The following is a 13389-nucleotide window of genomic DNA, read 5'->3' as shown; positions in this document are numbered from 1 at the left end:
AACGATCAGGATCTTAATATCGGTATCGTGTCGGTATCCGGGTCGCATCGCGTCGGTGTCATTTTCCCGATTTCAGCGGGCATTCACGATCGACGCCGCATCATCCTCCGTCACCTCGAAAACCTGCGCACGCTCGCCCAGTTCCGAGAACAGCTCTGGCCCCGTTCCCGTCATCCACGCCTGCGCCCCCAAGGCACAGACTTCATCGTAAAGCGACGCCCGCCGCGCCGCGTCCAGGTGCGCCGCGACCTCGTCCAAGAGCAGGATCGGCGGTGCGCCAAAGTCCCGGGCCAGCGCCCGCGCGTTCGCGAGAATCAGCGACACAAGCAAAGCCTTCTGTTCGCCTGTCGAGCAGTCCGCGGCCGGAACCCCCTTGGCCGCGTAGACGCCATAGAGGTCCGCCCGGTGCGGCCCGACAAGCGTTCGCCCGGCCGCTATGTCGCGAAAGCGGCTTTCGGACAGGGCATCGCGGAAATCGGACTCGGTGCCGGGCATCTCCCCTTCGGTCATAGTCAGTTCCAACTCCGCGACCGGGAAAGCGGTCTCGGCTTGCGCCTGCGCCTCTGCCAATTGCTCCAGCGCGGCGACGCGGTTCGCATGGATCGCCGTCCCCGCCTCGGCCATCTGCCGCTCCAGCGCCACGTACCAATGCCCGTCCCGCACCTGGTCCTTCAGAAGGCGGTTGCGCTCGCGCATGGCCTTCTCATACGCCAGCGTCGCGTCGGCATGAGAGGGCGTGAAGCTGAGCGTCATGCGGTCCAGGAACCGCCTCCGCCCTTCGGCTCCCTCGATCCACAGCCGGTCCATGGACGGGATCAGCCACAATACCCGGGCAATCCGCCCCAGTGCCACCTGCGACGCGGTCTTGCCGTCGATCCTGAGCTGCCGCGCGCCGCCTTCTTCGGACCAGGTCTCGACTTCGTGGACCTGGTGCATCGACCGCAGAACGCCGGTCAGCTTCCAGCCGATTGCATCCGGCCGCCGTGCCATGTCCTGTGCCGCGGCCCGGCGCAAACCGCGTCCGGGTGAAAAGAGCGAGACCGCTTCGAGAATATTGGTCTTGCCCGCCCCGTTCGGACCGTAGAGCGCGACAGGTCGTGCGTCCGCATCGATCCGCACGCCCTTGTGCGACCGGAAATGCGACAGGCTGAGCGAAGACAGGTACAATCCGGGCATTCACGCCCTTTTCCTCTGGCCAAAAATATCCCCGCCGGAGGCACCGACGGGCGTCACACGCGCATCGGCATGACGACATAGACCGCCGAGGTGTCATTGCCTTCGCGCATCAGCGTGGGATCACCCGAGGAGTTGAACATGAAGACGGCGTTTTCACGATCGACCTGGCTGGCGATTTCCAGCAGGTACTTGGCGTTGAACCCGATTTCCAGTCGCTCGTCGCCATAGGCCACAGCCAGCTCTTCCTCTGCGGCGCCACTGTCGGGCGCGTTGACAGACAGGATCAGGCGGTCTTCGTCCAGCGCCAGCTTCACCGCGCGGGAGCGTTCGGAACTGACGGTGGCGACACGGTCGACGGCCTGGGCAAACTCGCTGGCGTCGACCTCCATCTTGCGGGTATTTCCCTGCGGGATGACGCGCGTGTAATCGGGGAACGTGCCGTCGATTACCTTGGAAGTGAGCGTGATATTGGGCGTGGCAAAGCGCACCTTGGTTTCGCTGACCGACACCGCGATGGCCATGTCATCATCGTCCAGAAGCTTGCGCAGCTCGCCCACGGTCTTGCGCGGAACAATCACGCCCGGCATGTCCTCGGCGCCGTCGGGCAGGTCGGCGTCGATCCGGGCCAGCCGGTGACCGTCGGTCGCGACGCAGCGCAGCACCTTGCCGCCCTCGGCGTCCGAGACGTGCATGTAGACGCCGTTGAGGTAATAGCGTGTCTCTTCCGTCGAGATCGCGAATTTCGACTTGTCGAAGAGCCGGCGCAGCACCGGAGCCTTGGCCGAGAAATTGCAGGAATATTCCGACGAGGCCATCACCGGGAAATCTTCCTTGGGCAGGGTCGCCAGAGAGAAGTTCGAGCGTCCCGCCTCGACCGTCAGGCGCCCCGAGGCACCATCGTCGGTCAACGTCACCAGTGCCCCGTCGGGCAGCTTTCGCACAATCTCATGCAGGGTCACGGCGGAAACAGTCGTGGCGCCCGCGCGCTCGACCTGGGCCGGGGCCTTGTCGACGACCTCGATATCCAGATCCGTGGCGCGGAAATGCACCGCATCGCCCTCGGCCTCGATCAGCACGTTGGCGAGGATCGGAATCGTGTTGCGCCGTTCGACGACGGACTGGGCCTGCGAGACCGCCTTGAGCAGCGTTCCGCGTTCGATGCTGAGTTTCATGCCCTCGCTCCCTGCGTGCGTGCCTCTGCCGGGCACTGGGACCGGCACGTTAGCAAGTTTCGCCTTATGCTCAAGCCTTTTATTGCCCCTCAGCCCTCGAGCGCGCGGCGCAGAATCCTGAGGTCTTCGGCGAGTTGCCCGTCCTGCGCGCTGAGTTCTTCGATCCGGCGCACGCCATGCATCACCGTGGTGTGATCCCGGCCGCCAAACCGCCGGCCAATTTCAGGAAGAGACCGCGAGGTCAGTTGCTTGCACAGGAACATCGCGATCTGTCTGGGGCGGGCAAAAGTGCGGACTCTTTTCGGCCCGACCATATCGCTCAAACGAATGTTGAAATGCTCCGAGACGTGGCGCTGTATCTCTTCGATCGAAACCTTCCGCTCGGACGCGCGCAGGATATCCGCAAGGCAGTCCTGGGCCAGTTCCATCGTGATCTGGTGACCGACCAGCGAGGCAAAGGCGTAAAGCCGCGTCAGCGCGCCTTCGAGGACACGCACGTTGGTCGAGATGCGATGCGCGAGGAATTCCAGCACCCCATCGGCCATTTCGAGGCTCGGATACTGCTCGGCAAAGCGGTCCGCCTTGGACTGAAGGATTCCAAGCCGCAACTCGTAGTCGGTGGGATGCAGGTCCACCACCAGGCCGCATTGCAGGCGCGACTTGATGCGCTCTTCCAGGTTTTGGATCTCCCCCGGGGCGCGGTCGGCTGAAATGACGATCTGCTTGTTCTGATCCACGAGCGCGTTGAACGTGTGAAAGAATTCTTCCTGCGTGCTGTCCTTGCCGGCGATGAACTGAACGTCGTCGACCATCAGCACGTCGACCGAGCGGAAAAGCTCCTTGAAATCCATCATGCGGCGGTCCCGCAATGCCTGCACAAAGCGGTACATGAACTGCTCTGCGGACAGATAGAGCACGTTCAGCTCTGGCTGCGCTGCCTGCAGCTCCCAGGCGATGGCATGCATGAGGTGTGTCTTGCCAAGGCCGACGCCGCCATAGAGGAAAAGCGGGTTGAAGGTGACCGGGCCGCCCTCGGCCACACGCTTGGCCGCGGCATGAGCAAGCTCGTTGGGCTTGCCCACCACGAAACGATCAAAGGTGAAGCGCTCATCCAGCGGCGCGGAAGACAGGACGTCGTCGGTCAAACGGCGCGCCGGAGCCGCGGAGGGCGTATCTTTCTTTGTTTCCGATGCGTTGGTTACGGTCGCTTGCGGCTTCTGGGAGGAATTCGCCGCGACCTGGAAATCGATCCGGCGGATAGAGGGGGCGTAGCCGTTCACCTTGAACAGGATCAGCTCGCCGAAATTGCGGGATACATAATTGCCCTGGAAGGTCGTCGGAACCTTGAAGGTCACAACGTCATCGTTGATCGCCGTCAGCTCCAGCGGCTCGATCCAGTTGGTGAAGTTGTTCTTGCCGATTGTCTTGAGCAGGTCTTGCTTGATCTGGCCCCATTGATCACTTGTCATTTTTATCCCGTTCCGCGGTCTTATCGTTTCCATCCAGCACGCCCCCGATTGGCATACCCCTTACAATTGCGTTCGCGGTTCGGTCGGCAATAGGCAAACGACAACCCATCACCCGACACGGAGTACCGGGAGAAAAGCCGTTTGGCCTGTATCTGAGCGCCACCCAGCGCTGGCCCTGTCTCGTCCCCACAAGCGTGGACCAAGCCGCATGGATCGCGCCAATCCGTTGGACAATATGGCTCCCGACATCGGTCGGATACACCGGCATGATCAGAGCAGTTGATCCGTGTCCGGTGCGAGCGCCTGTCCCCCCAAGCGTGAATCGCTCTGGCAAATTAGCAATTGAGTCAGCGAGACGGCAACTGATCTTAGCGCTTGACTCGGTCTTTGCCGCGAAAAAGTCACACGAACCCGAGTCGTTCATAGCCATAAAAAAAAGGTGCCGCGCGATTCGGCACCTTTTCCTTCAATAGCTTAGGGCCGTGGCTCAGCCGAGCGATTTCACCCGCGAAGACAGGCGCGCCATTTTCCGTGAAGCGGTGTTTTTATGAAACACTCCCTTCGATACGCCCCGCATCAGTTCGGGCTGAGCGGCACGGAGCGCATTTTGTGCAGCTTCCTTGTCGCCGGAGGCGATGGCTTCCTCGACTTTGCGCAGGAAGGTGCGAATCCGCGAGCGGCGCGCTTTGTTGACACTGAGGCGGCGGGCGTTCTGGCGCGCGCGCTTCTTGGACTGGAGAGTATTGGCCATGTTGTGAACCTTTTCGGGTCTGTCATTTCGTTTCAGATGTGCACGAGGTCGAGCCCGTTCCGGCAGGCCAAGGGCCGGAATGATTCTGGCCAGAGCGGGCCGCACGCGCATGTATGGCGCAGGCGTATAGCCGCAAATGCCGCGAAAGCAAACAGCAAAGTTCCACATATCCGGCCCTGTGCCCGCAAAGCGCCTTCAGCCTGCCTCCAGCAGCGCGGCCGCCAGATCCTCGGCCCCCGGTGCGGCGGTCAGGACGAGGGCCTTGCCCGTAGGGACCGCGATGTCGAACGGACAGACAAGTTGGCCTGCATCCAGCGCGGTTTGTACCAGCACACGGTGCGCCATCAACACGCCTGCACCCGCACGCGCCTCTTCCAATGCCATTGCGTAAAGAGAAAAGGACGCGCTGCCGAAATCGCCGGGAAGCGTCACCCCAGCCTGCGTGGCCCAGAGCGACCAATCCTCGGGCCAGGCCGCGTCGACAAGCAGGGTCTGCGCCGCAAGGTCATCCGGCGTTCGGATCTTGCGCGCCAGATCCGGGGCGCAGACCGGGAAAATTTCGTCGCGGGCAAGCGCGTGCTGCGCCTCGAGTTTGCTTGGCACTGCGATGAACAGGCTGAGATCGAACATGTCCCGCGACAGGTTGGGCGGCGTTTCGAGTGCCGTCACGGACATGCGCGCCTCTGGCCGAACCGCGCGCAGCGACGGCAACCGCGGCGCCAGCCAAAGCTGGGCGACGGAGGGCAGCGCCGCGATCTGAACCGTCTTGGCCGGCGCGACACCGCGCAAGGCCCGCGTGGCGTGACCAAGCTGGTCGAAAGCGGCCGTGAATTTCGGCAACAGGCTGGACCCGGCCTTGGTCAGGCGCACACCGTGAGAACGGCGCTCGAACAGCGGTGTTCCGGCCCAGTCTTCCAGCGTCTTGATGTGCTGCGACACCGCGCCCGGCGTCACGCACAGTTCTTCCGCCGCCAGAGCGAATCCGCCCAGTCGGGCGGCGGCCTCGAACGCGCGCAGCGCATTGAGCGGCGGACCCTTGGGGCGGGGAGGCGACACGGGCACTTAAACTAGCCTTAGTTTTTCTAACCTCATTATTCCTTATTCTGCTTTGCGCCCAGCGTCGAGCCTCGGCATGATCCCGGGCAGATCAATCGGAGTACCGACCATGACCCTTGCCCATCGCGACTGGGTGCCCGCCCCCAGCGAAACGCTTGTTCAGACCATCGCCACGCGGACGGCGTCGCAGGACAGCGAAACCATCGCGGCGCGGATCGCGACCCTTGCCGAGGAAAATCGCAAGATCCACGAACGCGACTGTTTCAACCTTAACCCGGCCACGAACGTGATGAACCCACGGGCCGAAGCCCTGTTATCGTCCGGCATCGGCTCGCGCCCGTCGCTGGGCTATCCCGGCGACAAGTACGAGATGGGGCTGGAGGCGATCGAAGAGATCGAGGTTGTCGCCGCCGAGCTGGTTGCCGAGATCTTTCAGGCGCGGTTTTCCGAGATCCGCGTGGCCTCGGGCGCGATGGCGAATCTCTATGCCTTCATGGCGACGTGCAAACCGGGCGACACGATCATCGCGCCCCCGGCCACGATCGGCGGGCACGTGACGCATCACATTGACGGCTGCGCCGGGCTGTTCGGGTTGCGCACCGTGCCGGCGCCGGTCAACCCCGATGGCTACACGCTGGACATAGACGCGCTGCGCACGATGGCAGAGCAGGAAAAGCCCGCGCTGATCACCGTGGGCGGCTCGCTGAACCTGTTCGAACATCCCGTCGCGGAGGTTCGAGCCATTGCCGACGGCGTGGGCGCGAAGGTCATGTTCGACGCGGCCCACCAATGCGGGATCATCGCCGGGCGCGCGTGGAAGAACCCGTTGGCCGAAGGCGCGCACCTGATGACGATGAGCACCTACAAGAGCCTGGGCGGCCCGGCAGGCGGCGTGATCGTCACCAACGAGGCAGAGTTGGCAGCACGTCTGGACGGCATCGCCTTTCCGGGCATGACCGCGAACTTCGATGCTGCCAAGTCGGCGGCCCTCGCCGTCTCGATGCTGGACTGGCGCGAACATGGACCAGCCTATGCGCAGGCGATGATCGACCTGTCCAAGGCGTTGGCAGAATCCTTGGCCGCCAATGGCGTTCCGGTTTTCAACACGCCCAACGGATACACCAATTCGCACCAGTTCGCGATCGAGGCAGCAAGTTTCGGCGGTGGTCAGGCCGCGTCAAAGACCTTGCGCAAAGCCGGCTTCCTGGCTTGCGGGATCGGCCTGCCCATCGCGGAGGTTCCGGGCGACATGAACGGGTTGCGCATCGGCACGCCAGAATTGGTGCGATGGGGTGTCACGGCCCAAGACGCTCCGGCGCTTGCCGCGTTGATCCACGAAGGCCTGACCAAAGATCCAGAGGCGGTCGCGCCGCGTACTCAGTCAATGCGCAAGCGGTTCGACACGCTGCATTTCGTGATCTGAAATCGAGCGGGGGCAGACAGGCCCCTGCCCCTCACTTGTCGCGGAACTGCGCTTCGCGTTTCTCGGCAAAGGCGGCCATGCCTTCCTTCTGGTCCTCGGTCGCGAAGAGCGAGTGGAACACGCGGCGCTCGAACAACAGACCCTCGGCCAAAGGCACCTCGTAAGAACGATTGACCGCTTCCTTGACCGCCATGACGGTGATCATGGACTTCTCGGCGATCTTGCCTGCGGCGGCCATGGCCTCTTCCACAAGCTTCTTGGCCGGAACGACGCGGCTGACAAGGCCCGAACGGTCAGCTTCTTCGGCATCCATGAAGCGGCCCGTCAGGTTCATGTCCATGGATTTCGACTTGCCGATGAAACGGGTAAGGCGCTGGCTGCCGCCCATCCCGGCCATCACGCCGAGGTTGATCTCGGGCTGGCCGAACTTGGCGTTGTCTGCGGCGATGATGAAGTCGCACATCATGGCAAGCTCGCACCCGCCGCCCAGCGCATAGCCCGACACGGCGGCGATGATCGGTTTGCGGATGCGCACGATGGCGTCCGCCTCGGGGCCAAAGAGGTTACCGGCGAAGACGTCCACGAAGGACTTTTCCGACATCATCTTGATGTCCGCGCCGGCGGCGAAAGCCTTTTCCGAGCCGGTGATGACGATGCAGCGCACCTTGTCGTTGCCTTCGGCATCCTGCAACGCATCGACAAGTTCGCCCAGCAACTGATCGTTGAGGGCATTCAGGGCATCGGGGCGGTTGAGGGTGATTTTGGCGACGTGGTCTTCTACTTCGACGATGATCGTCTCATAGGCCATGAAATCTGCTTTCGCTTGTTTCTGTCAGATTTGAGTCATTACCATTTGGGTCAGTCGGATCAAGGTTATCTTTGGCAGGTCGCGCAATAGAAGCTCGACCGGCCCGATTGAACGACGCGGCGCACATTTCCCGGGCAGCCGGGGCGGCGGCAGGGGGCGCCTTCGCGGTCGTAGACGTCGAAGCTGTGCTGAAAATATCCAAGTTCGCCATCGGCTTGGCGGAAATCGCGCAACGAAGACCCACCAGCGAGAATCGCGTCGTTCAGCACGGCGCGGATGATCGGCACCAGTGCCGCGACCCGCTTGGCCGAGATTCGTCCGGCGCGGCGCAGGGGCGAGATGCCGGCCCGGAAGAGCGCCTCGCAGACGTAGATATTGCCCAGCCCCGCCACGATTCGTTGATCCAGCAGGGCCGATTTGATCGGCGTGTTCTTATCCTGCAGCGCTGCGACGAGATAAGGCTCGTCGAACTGGTTGCCCAAGGGCTCGGGGCCCAGTTTGGCCAGCAGGGGATGCGCCTCGGCGTTGTCGGTGGCCATCAGGTCCATCGCGCCGAAGCGGCGCGGGTCGTTGAAAGTGATGCGGGCGCCGTTGGCCATGTCGAGCACCACGTGGTCATGTTTCTCCGCCGCGGGATGATCGTGCACGAACTGCCCCAGCGGATCTCCCGAGATCAGGATGCGGCCGGACATGCCAAGGTGGATCAACAGCGTCTCGCCCGAGGACAGGTCGGCAAGGATGTATTTCGACCGCCGCCGCAGACCCAGGACACGCTGTCCGGTCAGCCGCGTGGCCATGCCCGGCGGAAAGGGCCAGCGCAGGTCGGGGCGGTTGACCTGTGCCGACGCGATCACGGCACCGGTCATCGCGGGCTCCAGCCCGCGGCGCACTGTCTCGACCTCTGGCAATTCCGGCATTCTGCCCCCTCTGCGACCAAACGGGCGCATTGTAACCCGCCCCCGGCGACCTATAAGAAGGACTTGAGGATCAAACGGCAAGGCCGCGGGGATAAATGACCGGGAAAACAACGCATTTCGGATACGAGGACATCCCCGAGGAGGAAAAGGCGGGCCGCGTGCGCGGCGTGTTCGGCTCGGTCGCGTCGAAATACGACGTGATGAACGACGCGATGTCCTTCGGCATCCACCGCGTCTGGAAAGACGCGATGATGGACTGGCTGGCGCCGCGCGCGGGCCAGCGCCTGCTGGACGTGGCGGGTGGCACCGGGGACATTGCCTTTCGGTTCCTCGAACGCGCCGGATCGGGCCACGCCACGGTTCTGGACCTGACCGAACCAATGCTGGTCGAAGGCCGCAAGCGGGCCGAGGCGGAACAGATGGCCGAAAGCCTTGACTGGGTGGTGGGCGACGCGATGGCGCTGCCCTTTGCCGACAACAGTTTCGATGTCTACACGATCAGTTTCGGTATCCGGAACGTCACCCGACCGCAGGAGGCCCTGAACGAAGCTTTTCGCGTGCTGAAACCCGGCGGGCGGCTGATGGTGCTGGAGTTCAGCCAGATCCCGAACGACCTGATGCAGAAGGTCTATGACCTGTATTCCTTCAACATCATTCCGCAGATGGGCAAGGCCATCGCCGGGGATCGCGACAGCTATCAGTACCTTGTTGAGTCGATCCGCAAGTTCCCCGACCAGGAAACGTTCTTGGGCATGGTGCGGCAAGCCGGGTTCGAGCAGGCCAAGTACCGCAACCTGAGCATGGGAATAGCCTGCCTGCATTCCGGCTGGAAGATCTGAGCCATGCGCGGACCGCACAACATCCTGCGCCTGATCCGCACGGGCGCCACGCTGGAACGCACCGGCGCCATGGGCCTGATCATGGATGCGATGGACGCGCCGCCGCTGGTGCGCGGCACCATGCGATTCCTGGCCTGGCCGTTTCAATGGCTGGGCTACAAGGGCGACACCAATATGCCGCCCGCGCTACGCGCGCTGACCGCGCTGGGCCCGGCCTATATCAAGTTCGGGCAGGTATTCTCGACCCGGCCCGACATCGTCGGTGATGCGCTGGCCCAGGAGTTGCGGGTGTTGCAGGACAAGCTGCCGCCTTTCGATGCGGAGGTGGCCAAGGCCAGTGTCGCCAGCTCGATGGGTCAGCCGGTCGATGCCGTTTTCTCGGAGTTCAGCGACCCGATTGCCGCCGCGTCGATCGCGCAGGTGCACAAGGCGCGGCTGCGAGACACTGGACAGGACGTGGCGGTCAAGGTGCTGCGCCCGGGAATCGAGCGGGCCTTTCGCCGGGACATCGACGCGTTCTATTTCGCGGCGCGCATGATCGAGGTGCTGTCTCCGTCCGCGCGCCGCCTGAAACCGCGCGACGTGATCGCCCATTTCGAGGGCGTGGTTAACGGAGAACTCGACCTGCGTCTCGAAGCGGCCTCTGCCAGCGAGTTCACCGCCAATACCGCCGAGGATGAAGGCTTCAGCCTGCCGGCCGTCAACTGGGATATGTCCGGGCGGCGCGTGATGGTGATGGAATGGGCCGACGGGGCGCCGATGGGCGACAACGCCGCCATAGACGCCGCCGGCCACGACCGGGCGGAGCTTGGCGAACGGGTGCTGCAACTGTTCCTGAAACACGCCCTGCGAGACGGTTTTTTTCACGCCGACATGCACCAGGGCAACCTGAAGGTCGCGCCGAACGGCGATATCATCGCCTATGATTTCGGGATCATGGGGCATATCGACGAATACACCCGCCGGGTCTATGCCGAGATCCTCTATGGCTTTATCAAGCGCGATTACCAGCGTGTCGCCGAAGTGCATTTCGAGGCCGGCTACGTCCCCCCCGACCGCGACGTGGACGAGTTTGCCCGTGCGCTGAGAGCCGTCGGCGAGCCGATTTTCGGCATGGATGCCTCTAAGATCTCGATGGGCGGGCTGTTAAGCTATCTATTTGAAGTGACAGAAAGATTCGGGATGGAGACCCGCACCGAGCTTATCCTTCTGCAACGCACGATGGTCGTTGTCGAGGGTGTCGCGCGAAGCCTGAACCCGCAGACCAACATCTGGCAGGTCGCCAAGCCCGTGGTCGAGGATTATATTCGCAAGAACATCGGCCCCGGCGCCGCGGTGCGCGACCTGCGCCGCACGCTGATGGTGCTGTCGCGGTATGGGCCGCGCCTGCCAAAGATCGTCGAAAGCGCGTTGATCCGCCAATCGTCGCCCGAACCGGAACCAACGCGCGGCCTGCGCTGGAAATCCGTGCTATGGCTGGGTATGGGCATCACGCTTGGTGCCATGGCAACTTTGCTGGCAACGATGTTTTTCTGAAGACGTGGTTTTGATGTGACTCCTGCTATCTATCGAATGACGCAACGCTTCGGGCGGTGTCGGAATCACATGTGCTTGGCTAACGTCGACGGGACGTCAATGGAGGGAAACGCGCAGTGATCCGCATACCGACACGCGTTCTGATCACGCTTGGATTGCTTGGCCTTCCCGGCCTGGCAGTCGCCGACAATCTGAAAACGCGGACAACCAACAACTATGGCACGCCCGGCGGTCTGATCGACATGCCGACGGCCGAGTCGGCACCGGACGGTGAATTGACAACCAATGTCACGTATTTCGATGGTTTCTTTCGCGCGACGTTGAGTTTTCAGATTACCGACCGGCTTTCCGGTAGCTTCCGCTATGCAGGCACCGAGGATTTGACGCCGTCCTTCTCCACGTATTACGACCGCAGCTTCGATCTGCGCTTTCGCCTGTTTGACGAAACAGACTTCACCCCGGCGGTTTCCATTGGCCTGCGCGATTTCGTCGGGACGGGAATTCTGTCCGGCGAGTATGTCGTCGCCACGAAATCCATCGGGGATCGGTTGCGTGTGACCGGTGGTCTGGGTTTCGGGCGTCTGGGCAGCTACGGCAGCGACGGCAGCATCGGGTCGCGTGCACCCTTCAGCTTTGCCGGGGTCGGCACGGGCGGGCAGTTCAACATCGATGACTGGTTCCAGGGCGACTACGCGCTTTTTGGCGGTGCAAGCTATCAGGTGACCGACAAGCTGTTGCTGAGCGCGGAGTATTCCTCGGACAATTACGACATCGCGCAATCTGCCGGCATCCTTAAGCGGTCGATACCGTGGAACTTTGCGGCGACTTACCAGGTCAGCGAGAACACCTCGCTGCGGGCCTTTGCCCTGCATGGCGAGGAATTCGGCGCGGCGCTCACGTTCAATCTCAATCCCAGGTCGCCCTCGATAAAAGGCGGCACCGAACTTGCGCCCTTGCCCGTCGCGGTCCGCGGTCCGCGCAGCGCCGAGGATCTGGGCTGGACCACTCAGCCGGGCCGCGAAAAAGCGATCACGGCTTCGCTGGATAGTAGCCTTGAGCAATCCGATCTCGATTTTGAAGGCATCACCCTGAGCGGGCGCTCCGCGCATGTGCGCATCCGAAACGAAAAATATGACGCCACGTCTCAGGCACTGGGCCGCACCCTGCGCAGCATGAGCCGTGAACTGCCTGCATCGGTCGAGATGCTTCACGTCACCCTGATCGAGAACGGCATCCCGGCCAGCACGATGTCACTCAGCCGCACCGACCTGGAGCGGTTGGAGCACCGGCCGGCGCGCGAGGCGCTAGCCGCCGCGCAGTTCACCGACACGCTGCGCTTTGGCGACTACCCCGAACCGTTGCCAGGCAACTATCCGCGCTTCGAATGGTCAATCGGCCCCTATCTGCGCACGTCGCTGTTTGATCCTGGCGATCCGCTTCGGGGCGATATCGGCATCCGCGCCAAGGGAAAATATCACCTCGGCTCGGGTTGGATCGTGTCCGGGTCTCTTGGGCAAAAAGTGATCGGCAATCTCGATAGCGCGGTCAAGCCAAACAACTCTCAGCTACCGCGGGTCCGCTCGGACGTCGCCCTCTACAACCGAACGGATGAGCCGTTCCTGGAGAATCTCACGGTGGCGAAATACGGGCGGCTCGGGCCTGATTTCTACAGCCGCGTCACCGCAGGCTATCTTGAACGCATGTATGCCGGCATTTCCGGCGAAGTCCTTTGGAAGCCCGTGAACAGCCGGTTGGCGCTTGGCGCCGAGGTCAACTATACGCATCCGCGCGACTTCGATCAGCAGTTCGGCCTTCGCTCCCGCGTAACGCCCGGGGGTACGATCCCCGAGTTCAACGGCCACGTGTCCGCGTATTACGATTTTGGCAACGGTTTTCACGGCCAGATCGACGCCGGGCGCTATCTCGCCGGGGATTGGGGTGGCACGATCACCATCGACCGAGAGTTCGCAAACGGCTGGAAAATCGGCGCATTCGCCACGTTCACCGACGTTTCGGCCAGCCAATTCGGCGAGGGGTCTTTCGACAAGGGCCTCCGGTTCACCGTTCCGCTGTCCTGGTTGGTGGGCAAACCGACCAAGCAGAAAGCGAGCGGTGTCCTGCGCCCCCTTACCCGCGACGGTGGTCAACGGTTGGAGGTCGACGGTCGGCTCTATGAAACCATCCGTGGATCGCACCGGCCGGAAGTTGCCAAAAGCTGGGGGAAATACTGGAGATGATGCCG

The 13389-nt window shown here is 62.7% G+C and carries 11 protein-coding genes; 4 read left to right on the top strand and 7 right to left on the bottom strand.

Going from position 1 to position 13389, the window contains the following annotated elements; all coding sequences use genetic code 11:
- Positions 1-72: 72 nt before the first annotated feature.
- From recF to C2I35_RS08855, 5 genes are all read right to left on the bottom strand, one after another.
- Positions 73-1176 (bottom strand): DNA replication/repair protein RecF, encoded by a 1104-nt coding sequence (gene recF, locus C2I35_RS08875; protein ID WP_103762679.1) that lies wholly within the window; start codon positions 1174-1176, stop codon positions 73-75.
- 53 nt (positions 1177-1229) lie between these two features.
- Positions 1230-2348 carry a DNA polymerase III subunit beta gene (dnaN, locus tag C2I35_RS08870; RefSeq protein ID WP_103762678.1) on the bottom strand — a complete coding sequence of 373 codons (1119 nt, stop codon included), beginning with the start codon at positions 2346-2348 and terminating at the stop codon, positions 1230-1232.
- Positions 2349-2437: 89 nt separating this feature from the next.
- Positions 2438-3817 (bottom strand): chromosomal replication initiator protein DnaA, encoded by a 1380-nt coding sequence (dnaA, locus tag C2I35_RS08865; protein WP_103762995.1) that lies wholly within the window; start codon positions 3815-3817, stop codon positions 2438-2440.
- A gap of 487 nt (positions 3818-4304) precedes the next feature.
- Entirely contained in the window at positions 4305-4568 is a 264-nt protein-coding gene (gene rpsT / locus C2I35_RS08860; RefSeq protein WP_103762677.1) for a 30S ribosomal protein S20, read from the bottom strand.
- 195 nt (positions 4569-4763) lie between these two features.
- On the bottom strand, positions 4764-5630 hold the full coding sequence (locus C2I35_RS08855; RefSeq protein WP_103762676.1) for a LysR family transcriptional regulator: 867 nt from the start codon (positions 5628-5630) through the stop codon (positions 4764-4766).
- A 103-nt stretch (positions 5631-5733) separates the two neighbouring features.
- Here C2I35_RS08855 and C2I35_RS08850 point away from each other — a divergent pair, with 103 nt between their 5' ends.
- Positions 5734-7047: a serine hydroxymethyltransferase gene (locus C2I35_RS08850; protein ID WP_103762675.1), complete on the top strand. Its 1314-nt coding sequence runs from the start codon at positions 5734-5736 to the stop codon at positions 7045-7047.
- 31 nt (positions 7048-7078) lie between these two features.
- Here C2I35_RS08850 and C2I35_RS08845 read toward each other — a convergent pair whose 3' ends face one another.
- Both C2I35_RS08845 and mutM read right to left on the bottom strand, forming a co-directional pair.
- Positions 7079-7855, bottom strand: coding sequence for an acryloyl-CoA hydratase (locus C2I35_RS08845; protein WP_103762674.1), 777 nt, complete (start codon positions 7853-7855; stop codon positions 7079-7081).
- A 65-nt stretch (positions 7856-7920) separates the two neighbouring features.
- Entirely contained in the window at positions 7921-8772 is an 852-nt protein-coding gene (gene mutM, locus C2I35_RS08840; RefSeq protein WP_103762673.1) for a bifunctional DNA-formamidopyrimidine glycosylase/DNA-(apurinic or apyrimidinic site) lyase, read from the bottom strand.
- Positions 8773-8867: 95 nt separating this feature from the next.
- Here mutM and ubiE point away from each other — a divergent pair, with 95 nt between their 5' ends.
- The 3 genes from ubiE to C2I35_RS08825 all read left to right on the top strand — a co-directional run bounded on the left by ubiE (position 8868) and on the right by C2I35_RS08825 (position 13384).
- Positions 8868-9611, top strand: a complete 744-nt coding sequence (gene ubiE, locus C2I35_RS08835) for a bifunctional demethylmenaquinone methyltransferase/2-methoxy-6-polyprenyl-1,4-benzoquinol methylase UbiE (RefSeq protein WP_103762672.1) — start codon at positions 8868-8870, stop codon at positions 9609-9611.
- Positions 9612-9614: 3 nt separating this feature from the next.
- Positions 9615-11147, top strand: coding sequence for a 2-polyprenylphenol 6-hydroxylase (gene ubiB, locus C2I35_RS08830; RefSeq protein ID WP_103762671.1), 1533 nt, complete (start codon positions 9615-9617; stop codon positions 11145-11147).
- 116 nt (positions 11148-11263) lie between these two features.
- On the top strand, positions 11264-13384 hold the full coding sequence (locus C2I35_RS08825; RefSeq protein WP_245890456.1) for a YjbH domain-containing protein: 2121 nt from the start codon (positions 11264-11266) through the stop codon (positions 13382-13384).
- The last annotated feature ends 5 nt before the right edge of the window (positions 13385-13389 follow it).

Source organism: Roseovarius confluentis (assembly GCF_002917925.1).
GTDB lineage: Bacteria > Pseudomonadota > Alphaproteobacteria > Rhodobacterales > Rhodobacteraceae > Roseovarius > Roseovarius confluentis.
Note: the sequence above shows the minus strand (reverse complement) of the source record. Positions and strands in the feature narration are given on the sequence as shown.